The following is a 16029-nucleotide window of genomic DNA, read 5'->3' as shown; positions in this document are numbered from 1 at the left end:
GCGGAGAGGAGCGCCCGTGCGATAGTTCACCGGCGGAATGTTTGACTCGGCAGCTATGTTCTACTGCCCGTCAGACCTGAGAGCTTGGAGCGTGCGAGATGCAGTTCGGAGTGTTCACCGTCGGTGACGTCACGCAGGACCCGACCACCGGCCGGGTGCCGACCGACGCGGAGCGGGTCAAGGCGATGGTGACGATCGCGCTCAAGGCCGAGGAGGTCGGCCTGGACGTGTTCGCGCTCGGCGAGCACCACAACCCGCCGTTCGTGCCGTCGTCGCCGACCACCATGCTGGGCTGGATCGCGGCGAAGACCAGCCGGCTGCAGCTGTCGACCGCGACCACGCTGATCACGACGAACGACCCGGTCAAGATCGCCGAGGACTACGCGATGCTGCAGCACCTGGCCGACGGCCGGGTGGACCTCATGATGGGCCGCGGCAACACCGGGCCCGTGTATCCGTGGTTCGGCCAGGACATCCGCAACGGCATCGCGCTCGCGGTGGAGAACTACGCGCTGCTGCGCCGGCTGTGGCGCGAGGACGTGGTGGACTGGGAGGGCCAGTTCCGCACCCCGCTGCAGGGCTTCACGGCGACCCCGCGCCCGCTCGACGGTGTCCCGCCGTTCGTGTGGCACGGCTCGATCCGCAGCCCCGAGATCGCCGAGCAGGCGGCCTACTACGGCGACGGGTTCTTCGCCAACCACATCTTCTGGCCCAAGGAGCACACCCAGCGCATGATCGGGCTGTACCGCCAGCGCTTCGAGCACTACGGGCACGGCGCCGCCGACCAGGCGATCGTCGGGCTCGGCGGGCAGGTGTTCATGCGTAAGAACTCGCAGGACGCCAAGCGGGAGTTCCGGCCGTACTTCGACAACGCCCCGGTCTACGGGCACGGCCCGTCGATGGAGGACTTCACCGCGCAGACCCCGCTGACCGTGGGCAGCCCGCAGGAGGTCATCGACCGGACGCTGTCGTTCCGGGAGTACGTCGGTGACTACCAGCGCCAGCTGTTCCTGCTCGACCACGCCGGGCTGCCGCTGAAGACGGTCCTGGAGCAGCTCGACATCCTCGGCGAGGAGGTCGTGCCGGTGCTGCGCAAGGAGTTCGCGGTCGGCCGCCCCGCGCACGTGCCGGACGCCCCTACCCACGAGTCGCTGAAGGCGGCCCAGGCCGAGAAGGTGGACGCATGAAACGCCTCGTCGTCATCGCCGCGGGGTTGAGCCAGCCGTCGTCGACCCGGCTCCTCGCGGACCGGCTCGCCGCCGCGGCCGCCCGGGAGATCGGCACCGGCACCGAGGTGCGGGTGGTGGAGCTGCGCGACCACGCGCACGACATCACCGACCACCTGCTGACCGGCTTCCCGGCGCCCGCACTGAAGGACGTCCTGGACGCGGTCGCGGCGGCCGACGGGGTGATCGCCGTGTCGCCGATCTTCAACGCCTCCTACAGCGGCCTGTTCAAGTCGTTCTTCGACGTGCTCGGCGACGACGTGCTCACCGACAAGCCGGTGCTGCTCGGCGCGACCGGCGGCACCGCCCGGCACTCGCTGGCCCTGGAGCACGCGCTTCGGCCGATGTTCACGTACCTGCACGCGGTGGTGGCGCCGACGTCGGTGTTCGCCGCGACGGAGGACTGGGCCGGCGGCGGCGACGCGACCCTGCACCGGCGCATCGACCGGGCCGGGCGCGAGCTCGCGGACCTCGTCGGCCGGCGGGAGTCGCCGGTGGTCGCGGACCCGTTCGCGCTCACGACCACGTTCGACGCCCTGCTGTCCGGTCAGGGCCGTGCGGTGACCAACGACCTGCGCCTCTAGCTCTTCCGCAACAACGGCGGATACAGCACCGGGGCCGCCCCGCGCACGAACAGCTGCGCGGGGCGGCCCCGTTCGCCTGCGGTGGAGCGGCCGGTCGCCACGACGAAGCCGTCGGTGGACGTCACCTTGCGGTGGAAGTTGCGCGGGTCGAGCCGGGTGCCCCAGACGGACTCGTACACCTGGCGCAGCTCGGCGATCGTGAACTCCGGCGGGCAGAAGGCGGCCGCGAGGGGCGTGTATTCCAGTTTCGCCCTGGCCCGCTCGATCCCGTCGGCGAGGATGCGCCCGTGGTCGAACGCGAGGGGTGGCAACGCGGCGACCGGCACCCAGTCCGCCGCGGCGGCGTCGCTGCCGGCCCGCGGTGCCGGCGCGTCCGGCACCAGGGCCAGGTAGGCGATCGTGACGACCCGCCCGCGCGGGTCCCGGCCGGGCGCGCCGTAGCTGCCGAGCTGCTCCAGGTGGCCGGCACCCCGCAGCCCGGTCTCCTCGACCAGCTCGCGCTCCGCGGCGTCGTCGAGGTCCTCCTCCGGCAGCACGAATCCCCCTGGTAGCGCGCTGCCGCCCTGGTACGGCGGGATCGCCCGGCGGATCAGCAGCGCGCTGAGGGCACCCTCGCGGATCGTCAGCATCACCAGGTCGACGGTCACGGCGAACGACATGTATTTATCACCACATTGACGAGAAACGGCGACGACTTATATCGTCAGGACGACGATAACTCATTGGGAGGGCCACCATGGCTGACGTGACAACGCGCTTCTTCCTGCGCCACCTGCGCGGCGCGCCGACCTCCTGGGTCCGCCACCACGTCAAGGGCAAGGTCCGGCACGAGGGCATCGGCCAGTCGTTCTACTACCGGCCGCTGACCGCCGTGCTGTCCGAGGTGCCCGTCGACGACCGGGAGCTGCCGCTGCTGTTCCACGCCCGGACCGCAGACTTCGCCGACGTCACGGTGCAGGCGACGGTCACCTACCGGATCAGCGCCCCCGACGTGGCCGCCTCCCGCCTCGACTTCTCCGTCGACCCGCAGGCCGGCGCCTGGCGGGGCCAGCCCCTGGACCAGGTCGCGACCCTGCTCGCCGAGCTCGCCCAGCAGCCCGCCCTGGATCTCCTCGCGCGGCTGACCCTGACCGACGCGCTGACCGCCGGCATCGCCCCGGTCCGCGAGGCGGTGGCGGAGGCGCTCAGCGGCGACCCGCGCCTCACCGACACCGGCGTCAGCGTCGTCAGCGCCCGCGTCGTGGCGATCCGCCCCGAGCCGGACCTGGAGCGGGCCCTGCAGACCCCGACCCGCGAGGCGGTGCAGCAGGAGGCCGACCGGGCCACGTATGCCCGCCGCGCCCGCGCCGTCGAGCAGGAACGCGCGATCGCCGAGAACGAGCTGCAGAGCAAGATCGAGCTGGCCCGCCGCGAGCAGCAGCTGGTCGAGCAGCACGGCGCCAACGCCCGCCGCAAGGCCGAGGTCGACGCCGCCGCGGCCCTCGTCGCGGCCCAGGCCGTGGCCGAGCGCGAGCAGGTCGCGGCGACCGCCGCCGCCGAACGGTCGAAGGTGACCGCGCTGGCCGACGCCGAGCGCGCCCGGCTCACCGCCGCCGCCGAGGCCGACGCCGACCGGGCCCGCACCGAGGCGCGCGCCGAGGGGGTCCGGGCCGTCGGTCTCGCCGAGGCCGAGGCGGAGACCGCGCGCCTGGCCGCATACCGGGACCTGGCGCCCGGCGTCCTGCAGGCCCTGGCGCTGCGTGAGCTCGCCGGCAACCTGCCCGAGATCGGCCAGCTGACGGTCACCCCGGACGTGCTGACCGGCCTCGTCGACCGCCTCGGCCGCTGACCCACCTTCCGTGATCCGGTAAACCTCATGCACCCCTGGCAGCACAAGGCCTTCCGGATCACGGAGACGACTCACGTCCGTGATCCGGTAAACCTCGTGCACCCCTGGCAGCACAAGGTCTTCCGGATCACAGAGATGTCCGAAGGGAGCACGTCATGAACACGTGGGCAGGGCCGTCATGAGCACGCTCGCGCCACGGGTGGTGCTGGTGTCGCGGCGCAGCGAGCTCGACGAGCTGCTCGCCCGGCACGGCACCCGCGCCGCCGCCGCGTATTTCCTGCGCCAGCGCGGCCGCGACCTCGACGAGGTCGCGGCCCGGCACACGGCCCAGCAGGCCGCGCTCACCACGGCCGGCGCGGCCGTGCCCGCCGACTGGCGCCGCGGCCACCTCGACCGGGCCGACCTGTCGCGGTTCCTGTTCGCGCCGGAGGACGTCGTCGTGGCGGTCGGGCAGGACGGCCTGGTCGCCAACGTCGCCAAGTATCTCGACGGGCAGCCGGTCATCGGGGTCAACCCGGCGCCCGAGCGGAACCCGGGCGTGCTCGTCCGTCATGCTCCGAAGGCGCTGCGGCGCCTGCTGCGCGACCTGCCCGGCCTGCCGGTCCAGGACCGGACGATGGTGTCCGCCGCGCTCGACGACGGTCAGGAGCTGCTCGGCCTCAACGAGATCTACGTCGGGCACGTCACGCACCAGTCGGCCCGGTACACACTGTCCACATCGGACGGTGCACGGGAGCGGCACTCGTCCTCCGGGGTCGTCGTCGGCACCGGGACCGGCGCGACCGGCTGGTGCTCCTCGATCGCCCGGCAGCGCGCCGACGCCCCCGACCGGCCCGCGCCCGGCGAGCCGGCGCTGACCTGGTTCGTCCGCGAGGCGTGGCCGTCGCCCGCGACCGGTGTCACACTGACCAGCGGCCGCCTCGAGGGCACCGCAACCCTGGAGCTGGCGAGCGAGGGCGAGGGCCTCGTCGTGTTCGCCGACGGCCTGGAGGCCGACCGCCTGGAGCTGTCGTGGGGGCAGCGCGTCACGATCGGCGTCGCCGCCAGAAAACTGCGTCTCGTCATGTGACCTGCGGTGTGACACCATCACTGGCCATGATCCGTGAACGGCTCCACGACCACGCGGTGCTGCTGCACCGCCAGGGCAAGGACGACCCACTGCCCGCCGGTGGTTCGCCGTATCCAGACGATCAGCGCCCCCGCACCGGCATCGGCAGCGACGCCCGGCGGGTCGGCGCGGACGTCGCGAAGATCCTCGACAAGCACTTCGCCTCGCCGGCCGCCGCACCCAGGGCGCTCGTCGGCGCGTTCGACGAGGTGTACGTCCCCGTCCACGACAACGAACACGTCGCCGCCGCGGCGCTGCGGGCGGGCCGCAAACGGGTCCGGCGCACCGGCCGGTGGCTCGTGCGCTACGGCGTCGACCGGCGCGAGGTCGCCGTCGGGCTGGCGCTGCTCGGCACCGAGGCCACCACCTCCGACAAGGACATCGAGCTCATCCGCACGATCGGGCTGCTGTCCGCCGAGTTCGGCGCCCTCGCCGTCGAGTCGCTGCGCCACCGCGGCGACGCCGGCATCGAGGCGCTGCTGTGGCTCGCCGCGCGGACCCGCGGCTGGGGCCGGGTGCACGCCATCGAGGCGCTGTGCACCGTCGCGGTCCTGCCCGAGGTGCGCGACTGGCTGCTGCGGCACGCCTGCGCCGGCGACGACCTCGACGCGGTGACCGCCGGCGCCGTCGCCACCGCCGCGCACCTGCACGCCGCGATCATCGACCCGGCCGCCGACGACGAGCTCGTCGACCACGCCGCGGCGCTGCTGCGGGCCATGGCCGACGGCTCCGGCCAGGGCATGAGCCTCGCCGACTACCCACCGGCCCGGCACGTGCTCGCCGCCCATGTCCGCCGCCTGGCCCGGCAGAAGCCGACCTGGGCCCGCTTCGCCGCCGCCGCCGTCATCGCCGACCGGATCGCCCGCATGGAACCCGAGCAGCTCGGCTGCACGAAGAAGCAGCGCGAGCGGCTGGTCGAGCGCTACGAGAAGATCCTGCGCCAGCGGCGCTGGCAGGCCGTCGTCCCCCGCCGCAAGGCCAAGAGCCGCAGCAAGGCCAAGCCCGTGGCCCGCCGCCGCACGAACCGCCGGACCGCCCGCTGACCCCGGCTGCCTGACCCGGCTGCCTGACCCCGCCGCCCGACCCCGCCGCCCGACCCCGGACCTCGCTCGGTGCCGCGCGGCCGCGTGCCGGGCACCCTGGCACGCGGCCGTCGTTCAGGTGCCCGGCGCCACCGGGGATCAGGCGGCCCGCGGTGCGGCGCGGCCCTGCAGCACCAGCGCCGCCACCGCCAGGGCGGTCATGACCAGGCTCACCGTGAGCCCGATCAGGCCGCCCTCCATGCCCGCCGCGACGCTCACCACCGCGCCGACCAGGTTCACGGCGCCCACCGCGGCGACCGCGGCCGCGCCCCACGAGGCCTTGGCGAGCAGCGCGACCGCGGCGGCGAGCCCGAGCAGCCCGAGCATGCTGACCAGGATCCGCACGGGCATGGCCAGACCGGCCCCGCCGTCGTCGAACACGAACGGCAGGTTCATCAGTGACATGACGACGGCGGCGACCGCGGCCGTGTACCGGATGGTCCTCATGACATCTCCTCAATGGTTGTCGAAGTCCACCGAGCGTGCGGGCACGGCCGTACCCCGGCCCAGGGCTGCCGTTCCCGACCCGCCGGGAGGAACTCCCGGTCCCACGGGAACGCCGGCCATTGCCGCACCGGCCGGCGGGGCGCGATGCTCATCGCATCGACACCGCCCGCGAACCCAGCCCCGCCGCCGCCCGATGCGCCGCGGCGACCCTGGCCGTCGTCATCGTCGGCGTCGTCTTCCTGCTCGCCTGGTTGGCCGAGGGGCACCGGGGGCCCGACGACCAGGGATGGCTGGAGTCCCTCGCCACGATGGTGTCCTACGGCGTCGCCGGGGCCGTGCTCATCCACCGGCGGCCGGACCTGCCGTTCGGCTGGCTGCTCGCCGGCGCCGCCGTCCTGGTCGTCGTGCAGGTCGCGGCGGTGCTGCCGGCGTATGAGGCGGCGAGCCGCGGCGCCGACGGCTTCCTCATCCGGTGCGGCCTGGCCGCCGCCAGCTTCGGTTTCCTGCCGATCGCCGTGCAGGGTCTGATCAACGTCCGGTTCCCGGCCGGCCGCCCGGCGACGTGGCGCGGTCGGGTCCTGGAGATCGCGCTGATCACCGGCACGGTCCTCGTCGTCGCGGGCGGCATCGTGGTGGCGGTCACGGCGGAGAAGCTGGACGGCCTCGAACCGCAGGGTGCCGCCGGCGAGGCCCTCCTGGTGCTCGCGCCGGGCGTCGTGCTGCTCGGCCTGGTCGCCGGGCTCGGCGTCGTCGTGCGATACCTGCGGGCCCGCGGCGTCGAACGCCAGCAGCTCAAGTGGCGCGCCGTCGGCGTCCTGGGCGCCCTGGCCCTCTTCCCGCTCGCCGTCACCGACCACTTCGGCGAGTTCAACGCCCTCGACCCGGTGCTGTTCGTGCTCACGCTCGCCGTGCCGGTGCTGCGGTACCGGCTCTGGGCGATCGACACGATCGTGGCGCGGTCAGCCGTCTACGCGTCGGTCACGGTGCTGCTCGTCTGCGCGTACCTCGGCGTCTCCGCCCTCCTCGTGCGGCTCGCCGGCGACCGGCTGGCCGCCCCGGTCGCGGCCGCGGCCGTCGCGCTGCTGTTCGCGCCGGTGCGGGCCCGGGTGCAGCGGCTCGTGGAGCGGCTGTTCTACGGCGACCGCAGCGATCCGTACCGCACGCTGCGGGAGCTCGGCCGCCAGCTGAACGCCGTCCCGCAGCGCGACGTCCTGGCCTCCCTCGTGGAGTCGGCGGCGACGTCGCTGCGCCTGCCCTACGTCGCGATCGAACGCGCCGACGGCGCCGTCCTCGCCGGCACCGGATCCCCCGGCCCGCTGGTCCGGCGTTGGCCGCTGCGGTTCGAGCAGCGCGTCGAAGGCTTCCTCGCGGCCGGACCGCGCCGTGGGGAGGACGGCTTCGACGACCGCGACGCGGCGCTCCTCGACGACGTCGCCAGCCAGCTCGGCGTCGCCGTGCACGCCGCCGGCCTCACCGCCGAGCTGCTGCGCTCCCGCGAACGGCTGGTCACCGCCCGCGAGGAGGAACGCCGCCGGCTGCGCCGCGACCTGCACGACGGCATCGGCCCGGTGCTCACCGCGGTCGGGCTCACCCTCGACGCCGCCGCCGCGCGGCTCGACGCCGACCCGGCCGGTGCCGCCCGATACGTCGGCGAGGCGCGCGAGGCGACCACCCAGGCCCTGGCCGAGCTGCGGCGCCTCGTGCACGGGCTGCGCCCGCCCGCGCTGGACGAGCTCGGCCTGGTCGGCGCGCTCCGGTCCCAGGCGGACCGGCTCCGGGCCGGCGCCGGCACCACGGTCACCGTCACCGCCGGTGACCTGCCGGAACTGCCCGCGGCCGTCGAGGTGGCGGTGTTCCGCATCGCGGTGGAAGCTGTCACCAACACCGTCCGGCACAGCGACGCCGCCCACTGCCGGGTCCGGGTCGCCGTGCGGGAGCGCGACCTGGTCCTGGAGGTCGGCGACGACGGCACCGCCGGCCGGCCGTGGCAGCCGGGCGTCGGCCTGACCGCGATGCGCGAGCGCGCCGAGGAGCTCGGCGGCACGCTGCACGCCGGCCCCGCCCCGGCGGGCGGCGCGACCGTGACGGCCCGCTTCCCGCTCTCCAACGACGCGCCCCCGGCCCTGTCCCTGCTTTCCAGCGACCCGGCCGCAGTCCAGCCTGGCGACCCGGCCGCTGATCAGCCCGGCGGCGCGGTCCTGGTCAGCGCCAGTGGTGCCGCGCCGGGCCCACGTCCGGGCCCGGCACCGGTGGACGTGGCGGGGACCGGATCCGCCTCGGCGGTGGCATCGTGACGCGGGTCCTGCTCGCCGACGACCATCCGCTGGTCCGCCAGGGGCTGCGGGCGGTGTTCGGCACCGTCGAGGACATCGAGGTCGTCGGCGAGGTCAGCGACGGCCGGGAGACCGTCCGGCGCACCGTCGAGCTCGCCCCCGACGTCGTCCTCATGGACCTGCAGATGCCCGGCCTGCACGGCATCGAGGCGACCCGGGAGATCCTCGCCCGCCGCCCCGCGACCGCGGTGCTCGTGCTGACCATGTTCGAGGACGACGACACGGTCTTCGCCGCGGTCCGCGCCGGCGCGCTCGGCTACCTGGTCAAGGGCGCCGAGGGCCGCGACATCATCGCCGCCGTCCGCGCCGCCGCGTCCGGCCAGCCGGTCTTCGGCGCCGCCCTGGCCGGGCGGCTCCGCGAGTGGTTCGCGACCCCTCCGGCGAGGGACCGCCCCTTCCCGCAGCTGACCGCGCGGGAGCTGGAGATCCTCGACCGGCTCGCGTCGGGCCTGTCCAACGCCGAGATCGGCCGGACGCTGCACCTGTCCGGCAAGACGGTTGCCAACAACGTCTCGACGATCCTCACGAAGCTGCAGGTCCCGACCCGGACCCAGGCAATCGTCCAGGCCCGCGAGGCAGGCCTGGGCCGCACCCCGGGGTCCTGAACACCGGTCAGGCGGAGGCGCGCAGGATCAGCTCCGGGTTGAAGATGACGGACCGCGGGGAGCGGCCGGGTTCGCGGATGCGGGTCAGCAGCAGCTGCGCCATCTCCCCCGCCATCTCCTCGACCGGCTGGCGGACGGTGCTCAGCGGTGGGTGGCACTCCAGGGCGGCGGTGCTGTCGTCGAAGCCGATGACGGCGACGTCGTCGGGGACGCGCCGGCCGGCTTCCTGGATGACGCGCAGGGCACCGTCGGCCATGAGGTCGTTGGCGACGAAGACGCCGTCGACGTCGGGATGCGAGGCGAGCAGTGCGCGGGCGGCCCGTTCGCCGCCGCCGCGGGTGAAGTCACCCTCGACGTAGGGGGCGTGGGTCTGGCCGTGGGCGGCGACGGCGGCGCGGAAGCCGGCGAGGCGGTCCTGGGCGGCCGGCATGTCGAGGGGGCCGGTGATGGTGGCGATGCAGCGGCGGCCGAGGCCGGCCAGGCGGTCGACGGCCATGCGGACGCCGGCGCGCTGGTCGACGTCGACGTAGCTGGTGTGCACCGGCTGGCCGGGGCGGCAGGACAGCACGCACGGCACGCCGAGGTCGACGAGCTGGCCGGGCAACGGGTCGTCGACGTGGCTGGAGATGAGCAGGGCGCCGTCGACGTGGCCCTGCCGCAGGTAGCGCATGACGTGCTCGCGGGCCGGCGGGTCGGCCAGGAAGATGACCAGGTGGATGCCGAGCGGGCGGAGCACCTCCTGCGCGCCGGCGGTGACCCGGCCCAGGTAGGGATCGGTGAACGTGCGGGTGAGGAACGGCGTCTCGTAGCCGCGGTTCTCCGGCTCGGACACCACGAGGGCGATCGAGTCGGTGCGGCGGGTGACGAGCGACCGGGCGGCGAGGTTGGGCACGTAGCCCGTCGCGGCGATCGCCCGCTCGACGGTGCGCCGCAGTTCGGGGTCGACGGTCTGCACCCCATTGATCACCCTGGAGACCGTGGCGCGGGACACCCCGGCGTAGTTGGCGACCTGTTCCAGGGTGGGTGGTCGCGTCTCGCTGCCCGTCATGGTTCTCACGGTAGATCGTGCCCCCGCGCGGTGAGAAAAGGGAGCCGTGGATGGACGGCAACTGAGGCACGTCCATCCACGGCCGGTTCCTAAATAACTACGCTTGCCCGTTCGCGCCGCACTTGACCTTCAGGCGGATGCAGTACGCGACCCGGCGGTCCATCTCGGCCTGCGGCCAGGCGTTGAAGAAGTCGCCGTGCATGGTGAACCCGGCACCCGAGCTGAGCCGGATCCGTGACGGGTCACCGTTCACCGGGTACCGCAGCACCTGCCGCAGCTTCGGCACCGGCACCGGGTGGGTGGCGGGGCAGGCCCCGTTGACCGGGTAGGCCATGTGGCTCTTGTGGTCGGCCGAGTCCAGGTCACGCCCGTTCCAGCACTGCGGGAAGTCCAGGTAGGACTCCAGCATCGAGTCGGCCGGGCAGTTGATGAAGTCCTTCCCCGCGCCTGACTCGTTGTGGTGCAGGCAGGACCAGCGGGAGATGGTGGTCGCGTCGGGTGCGGTCGCCTTGGCGTTGCCGGCGACGATCCGCAGCCCGAAGGGCAGCGACTGGGTCTGCTCGCGCACGGCGTCGCTGACCCCTTCACCGAGGTAATAGAACGTGGTGATCACGGGCTCCTTCGCGACCCCGTCCTGATACAGGGTGGGCACCCAGTACGAGGACTTGTCGACGGCCGGGTTGCAGTTGCTCGGGCCGTTGGCAAGGTCGGTGACCGTGCTGTTGCCGTTGGTCACGGTGCTGCCGAAGAAGCTGTGCATGTGCGACGCCCCGGGCAGGCCCGGGAACACGATCGGGTCGTCCGGCAGCCGGTGGCTGAACGGGCAGTCGGCAAGGAACTCCGCGACCCGGACCGCGCCCGGCGGGATGGTGGTGGGACCACCCGTGGGTGTCGACCCACCGGTCCCGAACACCTGGAACTCCCACAGCGAGACGCCGTACTGGGTGGCCCGGCGGGTGGTGTTGAGCTTCACGTACCGGCCGGAGCCGGACACGTTCAGCGTCTGCACCCCGCCGGTGCCGTTGACGGTGGTGTTGATCGTCGTCCACGAGGTGCCGTTGGCCGACGTCTGGATGGTGAAGTCGCGGGCGTACGCGGCCTCCCAGTTCAACACCACCTGGGTGATCGTGGCGGGCGCGCCCAGGTCGACCTGCAGCCACTGCGGGTCACTGAACGCGCTCGACCACCGGGTGCCCCCGTTGCCGTCGACCGCGTTGGCGGCCGCCGACCCTCCGTTCTCAACCGACGAGGCGGTGACCGCTTTGCCCTGCGAGATGGGGATCTCGGCGGCGTCCGCGGAGCCCTGCAAAAATGCGTACGTACCAACCAGTGCGGTGAGCGCCAGCCCGATCAGTGCTTTCCTGGTCAGGCCCCTCCCCAGGACCCGGGCGCTCACTTGTAGACCCGCACGTAGTCGACGTACATCCGGGACGGGAACGGCGTGGTGGCGTCGATCGGGCCCGGGAAGTCACCGCCGACCGCGAGGTTGAGGATCAGGTAGAACTGGTGGTCGTAGACCCACGGGCCACGGGTCGTCTCGACGGTGTCCTTGTTGGCGACCAGGATGACCTGGTTGTCGACGCGGAACGTCATGTGCTTGCTGTCCCACTCGGTCGAGTAGACGTGGTAGTCCAGCGACAGGTCGACCGTGCCGATCTTCTGGCCGTAGCCGCCACCGCCGTTGTAGGCCGGCGCGTGCAGCGTCGAGTAGATCTCGCTGGTGTTCTTGCCGAGGATCTCCATGATGTCGATCTCGCCGTTGTACGGCCAGGGCCGGCCCTGCAGGAAGTCGGTGCCCATCATCCAGAAGGCGGGCCAGAGGCCGTTGCCCTTCGGGACCTTGATCCGGGCCTCGATGCGGCCGTACTGGGTGGAGAACTTGTTGCTGGTGTTGATCCGGCCGGAGGTGTAGTCGCGGCCGCCGAGGGTCTGCTTGCGGGCCTCGATGACCAGCGAGCCGCCGGAGACGGACGTGTTCTCCAGGTTGGTGTAGTACTGGATCTCACCGTTCTGGCCGGTGCCGGGGTCGACCGTCCACTTGGACGTGTCGACGTTGGTGCCGGTGTTGAACTCGTCGGCCCACACCAGGTTCGACGCCGGGAACACCGGGTCGGCCGGGAACGCGGGCGGCTGCACGGGGTTGCCGCCGGTGCCGTACACCTTGAACTCCCACAGCGAGTAGCCGTAGCCGTTGGAGCGGGCGGTGCCGTACATCCGGACGTAGCGGCCGGTGCCGTTGACCGTCAGGGTCTCCTTGAAGCCCTTACCGGTCGTGGTGGTGTAGATCGGCGTCCAGTTGTTCGCGTCCGGCGAGGTCTGGATCTGGTACGACACGGCGTAGGCCGGGTCCCACTGCAGCACGACCTGCTTGATCTGCGCGGTCGCGCCGAGGTCGACGTAGATCCAGCCCGGGTCGACCCAGCCGTTCGTCGGGCTCGTCGCCCAGCGGCTCGCGGGGTCGTTGTCGAACGCCTTGTCCGGCGTGCACGGGTTGCAGTTGCTGTCGTTCTGCGACGTCGAGGCGACGGCCGGCTTGTTGTACGACAGCAGGACCGTGTTCCCGGGCTGCTGGCTCGGCGAGCTGCTCGGGCTGCTCGGCGTGTCACTGGTGGTCGACGGCACACCCTGGGTACGGACCTGGAACTCCCACAGCGAGTAGCCCCACTGGGTGGCCCGGGCGGTGCCGTTCATCCGCACGTACCGGCCGGTGCCGGTGACCGTGAGCGTCTGCACGCCGCCGGTCGCGCCGGTGGCGGTGTGGATGGTCGTCCAGGTCGTGCCGTTGGTGGAGACCTGGATCGTGTACGCGGTCGCGTACGCCGCTTCCCAGTTCAGCGTGACGCCGCAGACGACCTGGGTGGAGCCGAGGTCGACCTGGACCCACTGCGGGTCGCTCGCGGCGCTGGACCAGCGGGTGCCGTTGTTGCCGTCGAACGCGGACGCGGCGGGCGTGCCGGCGTTCTCCGTCGAGGAGGCGCTGTAGGTCTTGCCGAGCGCGGCATTGGCGGTGCCGCAGGTGCCGGGCGTGGTGTCGCCACCGTAGACCTGGAACTCCCAGAGCGACACGCCGTACTGCGTGGCGCGGGCGGTCGTGTTGATCCGCACGTACCGGCCGGAGCCGGAGACGGGCAGGCTCTGGTTGCCGCCCGTGCTGGTGGTCGTGCTGTAGATGTTGGTCCAGGTGGTGCCGTTGGCGGAGGTCTGGATCTGGTACGCCGTCGCGTACGCGGTCTCCCAGTTCAGGGCGACCCGGGTGATGGTCTGCGTGGAGCCGAGGTCGACCTGGATCCACTGGGGGTCGCTGTACGCGCTGGACCAGCGGGTCCCGGCGTTGCCGTCGGTGGCGCTGGCAGCGGGGGTGCCGACGTTCTCGATCGAGGACGCGGTGGTGGGCCTACCCTGCGACAGCAGGGTCTCCGCGGCGTCGGCGCGGGTCACGACCACGACGATGTAGGTGCACAGCATCGCAGCCACCGCGGTGGCGATGGCACCGGCGCGCAGCGCACGCCGGCCGGTCGTAAATCGTGAGAGACGTCGATGGCCGGGGGCGGGTGCCGACCAACTCATAAGGAGCTCCATTCGTGTCGCTCGGGTGACCAGTGTGTTGCAGAGGGATGAGAGAGCGCTCTCTCATCCGGTCACTGTGAACCCTTGCTCGAATCGTGTCAATGCTTCGGCCCGAATGGGAGAGCGCTCTCCAAACATCGACTACCAGCAGCTCACGGGCGATTGACGCTGCGTCGCACAGTGACAAAGCCTGATGTGATGCCTGCGGGAGCGCTCTCCCCAGGTCAGCGCGCCGGGGCCGCCGTGTTACGGCCGGCGCATGATCCAGACCGGCAGGTCGGCATCGACGGTCAGGTGTTCGAGGATGTCGAAGCCGACGCTGCGGTACACCTCGACGTTGCCGGGATTGGAGGTCTCCAGCAGCGCCGGCAGCCCGGCACCGGCGGCCCGGCGCAGGCCCGGCGCCATCACGGCACGGCCGAGCCGCTGTCCACGGCGCTGCGGGTGGCAGGCGAGGACGCCGAGGTACCAGCGCGGATACGTCGGCATCACGGCGGCGACGGCATGCTCGTACACCGCGAACCGCCCGATCGGCTGGTGACTCGACGGCGGCGCGTCCGGCCCGTCCCACATGGCGACGGCCGCCCCGCCGTCGGCGACCCAGACGGTGCCGTGCCCGACCCGCGAGTCGAACAGGCCGCCGGCGATCGCCGCCGCGTCGCTCGGGTACGTCTCGTCGTCGGGGCAGAAGAACCGGAACGCCGGGTCGGCGGCGAACGCCGCAACGACGGTGGCGACCGCCGCGGCACGATGCGCGGGGGTCGCCACCTCGATGACTGGTTCGGTAAGGGGTGTGGTCACGCCCAGGTCATACCACGCAGCATCGCGTCGAACTCGGATTTTCCGATCGGTCCGCCGGACACCTCCAGCGTGAAGCGCACGTCCTGGTTGGGCGACCACCAGCCGGCGGCCAGGCTGCCGGCCCGGTCGTACACGTCGATCCGGCGGTTGCCCACCTGCAGGGTGTGATCGGGCGGCGCGATCCGGCCGTCGGGCTCCGGCTGCCAGCGGATCGGCGAGATGACCAGGTCCGGGCCGCCGGCCCGGGTGAAGACGAGCTCGAGGACGGCGGCGCCGGAGCCGAGCCAGACCGACTGCACCTCGCTCCAGCCGCCCGCCGCCAGGTCCGGCAGATCCTTGTCGGAGAAGACGAACGGCTGGCCGGACGGGCTCCGCCGGTCCACCAGGAACCGGTCGCCGATCGCCTGGGGCAGCTCGAACGTCCGGGCGGCCACCTGCGTGTCGTCGCCGCAGCCGGTGTACACGCCGTCGAGGAGAATCCAGGCGCGGTCGTCGTCCAGCACCAGTTCGTCGCGGGCGGGGTCCCGGTCGATGCACTTGCCGAGCAGCGGCGCCGCGAAGACCGTGATCCTGGTGCCGGTCCGGTCGATCCGCGCGCCGATCCATGGCACGCCCGGCGCCACCTGCATCGACGGGGCCGGGGACGCGGCCGGCTCCTGGAGCTCGACCCCCGGTTCCGGCCGCGCGACCGCGAACCCGGCGACGATCAGCAGGGCGGCGGCCACGGCGGCGCCCCACCCGGCCGCGCGACGGCGCCGAACCCGGCGGCGGATCTGCGCGTGCGGCGCCGGCAGCAGCGCCGGCGGCACCTCGGCCACCGCCCGTTCGAGCAGGTCGATGACCTGTTCCTCGTCGCTCATCGACCCACTCCCTCGCTCAGTAAGGCCCGCAGTTGCGGGTCGTGGCGCAACGCCGTCAGGGCGCGCGACGTGTGCGACTTGACGGTGCCGATCCGCAGGCCCAGGGCCCGCGCGGTGTCGGCCTCGGTGAAGTCGCCGTGATACCGCAGCATCAGCACCGCCCGCTGCTGCCGCGGCAGCCGGGCGAGGGCACCGGCGAGCAGGTGGCGCAGCTCGACCCCCTCGAGCTCGCCCCCGCCCGCCGGCCGTTCCGGCAGCTGCTCCGTCGGCAGTTCCCCCCGCCACCGTCGCCGCCACCAGCTCAGGTACGTGCTGGCGAGCATCGCCCGCAGATACGCGTCCGGTGCGCCGTCCCTGATCCGCGGCCAGCGGCCGTACGCACGGGCCAGCACCGTCTGGACCAGGTCCTCCGCCCGGTGCCAGTCGTGCGTCAGCAGCCACGCCGAGCGAAGCAGCCGTGGCCACGCCGCGCTGACGTACGCCTCGAAGTCCTCCATCGGTCACCCTCCCCTGGCCGGTCAACAACACCGGCCCGGGAAA

15 protein-coding genes are annotated in these 16029 nt (G+C 72.7%); 7 read left to right on the top strand and 8 right to left on the bottom strand.

All coding sequences use genetic code 11. From position 1 onward, the window contains the following. The first annotated feature begins 98 nt into the window (after positions 1 to 98). Together ACFPIJ_RS60445 and ACFPIJ_RS60440 are read left to right on the top strand one after the other, a co-directional pair. Complete coding sequence (locus ACFPIJ_RS60445; RefSeq protein WP_380128612.1) at positions 99 to 1187, top strand: LLM class flavin-dependent oxidoreductase; 1089 nt, start codon at positions 99 to 101, stop codon at positions 1185 to 1187. Then, the gene (locus ACFPIJ_RS60440) at positions 1184 to 1810 is read left to right on the top strand and encodes an FMN reductase (RefSeq protein WP_380128611.1); all 627 of its coding nucleotides are present in this window, start codon (positions 1184 to 1186) and stop codon (positions 1808 to 1810) included. The genes ACFPIJ_RS60445 and ACFPIJ_RS60440 overlap by 4 nt, the downstream gene beginning before the upstream one ends. Here ACFPIJ_RS60440 and ACFPIJ_RS60435 read toward each other — a convergent pair. Then, positions 1807 to 2469: an NUDIX hydrolase gene (locus tag ACFPIJ_RS60435; protein ID WP_380128610.1), complete on the bottom strand. Its 663-nt coding sequence runs from the start codon at positions 2467 to 2469 to the stop codon at positions 1807 to 1809. The genes ACFPIJ_RS60440 and ACFPIJ_RS60435 overlap by 4 nt on opposite strands. 77 nt (positions 2470 to 2546) lie before the next feature. Between ACFPIJ_RS60435 and ACFPIJ_RS60430 the strand changes: the two genes are divergently transcribed. The 3 genes from ACFPIJ_RS60430 (at position 2547) to ACFPIJ_RS60420 (ending at position 5789) form a co-directional block, all read left to right on the top strand. After that, positions 2547 to 3638 carry an SPFH domain-containing protein gene (locus tag ACFPIJ_RS60430; protein ID WP_380128609.1) on the top strand — a complete coding sequence of 364 codons (1092 nt, stop codon included), beginning with the start codon at positions 2547 to 2549 and terminating at the stop codon, positions 3636 to 3638. 178 nt (positions 3639 to 3816) lie between these two features. Continuing rightward, positions 3817 to 4707 carry an NAD(+)/NADH kinase gene (locus tag ACFPIJ_RS60425; protein ID WP_380128608.1) on the top strand — a complete coding sequence of 297 codons (891 nt, stop codon included), beginning with the start codon at positions 3817 to 3819 and terminating at the stop codon, positions 4705 to 4707. 26 nt (positions 4708 to 4733) lie between these two features. After that, the gene (locus ACFPIJ_RS60420; RefSeq protein ID WP_380128607.1) at positions 4734 to 5789 is read left to right on the top strand and encodes a hypothetical protein; all 1056 of its coding nucleotides are present in this window, start codon (positions 4734 to 4736) and stop codon (positions 5787 to 5789) included. A 138-nt stretch (positions 5790 to 5927) separates the two neighbouring features. Here ACFPIJ_RS60420 and ACFPIJ_RS60415 read toward each other — a convergent pair whose 3' ends face one another. Continuing rightward, entirely contained in the window at positions 5928 to 6275 is a 348-nt protein-coding gene (locus tag ACFPIJ_RS60415) for a hypothetical protein (RefSeq protein ID WP_380128606.1), read from the bottom strand. A 35-nt stretch (positions 6276 to 6310) separates the two neighbouring features. Here ACFPIJ_RS60415 and ACFPIJ_RS60410 point away from each other — a divergent pair, with 35 nt between their 5' ends. Next, the gene (locus ACFPIJ_RS60410; protein WP_380128605.1) at positions 6311 to 8569 is read left to right on the top strand and encodes a sensor histidine kinase; all 2259 of its coding nucleotides are present in this window, start codon (positions 6311 to 6313) and stop codon (positions 8567 to 8569) included. Next, positions 8566 to 9213 carry a response regulator gene (locus ACFPIJ_RS60405; protein ID WP_380128604.1) on the top strand — a complete coding sequence of 216 codons (648 nt, stop codon included), beginning with the start codon at positions 8566 to 8568 and terminating at the stop codon, positions 9211 to 9213. The genes ACFPIJ_RS60410 and ACFPIJ_RS60405 overlap by 4 nt, the downstream gene beginning before the upstream one ends. 7 nt (positions 9214 to 9220) lie before the next feature. On the opposite strand, the gene ACFPIJ_RS60400 is transcribed toward ACFPIJ_RS60405, so the two are convergent. From ACFPIJ_RS60400 to ACFPIJ_RS60375, 6 genes are all read right to left on the bottom strand, one after another. Further along, entirely contained in the window at positions 9221 to 10261 is a 1041-nt protein-coding gene (locus ACFPIJ_RS60400; protein ID WP_380128603.1) for a LacI family DNA-binding transcriptional regulator, read from the bottom strand. Positions 10262 to 10358: 97 nt separating this feature from the next. Continuing rightward, positions 10359 to 11657: a DUF1996 domain-containing protein gene (locus ACFPIJ_RS60395; protein WP_380128602.1), complete on the bottom strand. Its 1299-nt coding sequence runs from the start codon at positions 11655 to 11657 to the stop codon at positions 10359 to 10361. After that, positions 11654 to 13726, bottom strand: coding sequence for a discoidin domain-containing protein (locus tag ACFPIJ_RS60390; protein WP_380128601.1), 2073 nt, complete (start codon positions 13724 to 13726; stop codon positions 11654 to 11656). The genes ACFPIJ_RS60395 and ACFPIJ_RS60390 overlap by 4 nt, the downstream gene beginning before the upstream one ends. A 348-nt stretch (positions 13727 to 14074) precedes the next feature. Beyond that, entirely contained in the window at positions 14075 to 14629 is a 555-nt protein-coding gene (locus tag ACFPIJ_RS60385; protein WP_380128600.1) for a GNAT family N-acetyltransferase, read from the bottom strand. After that, positions 14626 to 15489: a hypothetical protein gene (locus ACFPIJ_RS60380; protein WP_380128599.1), complete on the bottom strand. Its 864-nt coding sequence runs from the start codon at positions 15487 to 15489 to the stop codon at positions 14626 to 14628. Before ACFPIJ_RS60380 ends, ACFPIJ_RS60385 begins: the two co-directional genes overlap by 4 nt. Further along, the gene (locus ACFPIJ_RS60375) at positions 15486 to 15986 is read right to left on the bottom strand and encodes a SigE family RNA polymerase sigma factor (protein WP_380128597.1); all 501 of its coding nucleotides are present in this window, start codon (positions 15984 to 15986) and stop codon (positions 15486 to 15488) included. Before ACFPIJ_RS60375 ends, ACFPIJ_RS60380 begins: the two co-directional genes overlap by 4 nt. Positions 15987 to 16029 lie beyond the last annotated feature (43 nt).

Origin of the sequence: Dactylosporangium cerinum (assembly GCF_042653625.1) — a bacterium.
GTDB lineage: Bacteria > Actinomycetota > Actinomycetes > Mycobacteriales > Micromonosporaceae > Dactylosporangium > Dactylosporangium cerinum.
The sequence above is the reverse complement of the archived record's forward strand: the minus strand, read 5'-3'. Positions and strand labels throughout refer to the sequence as shown.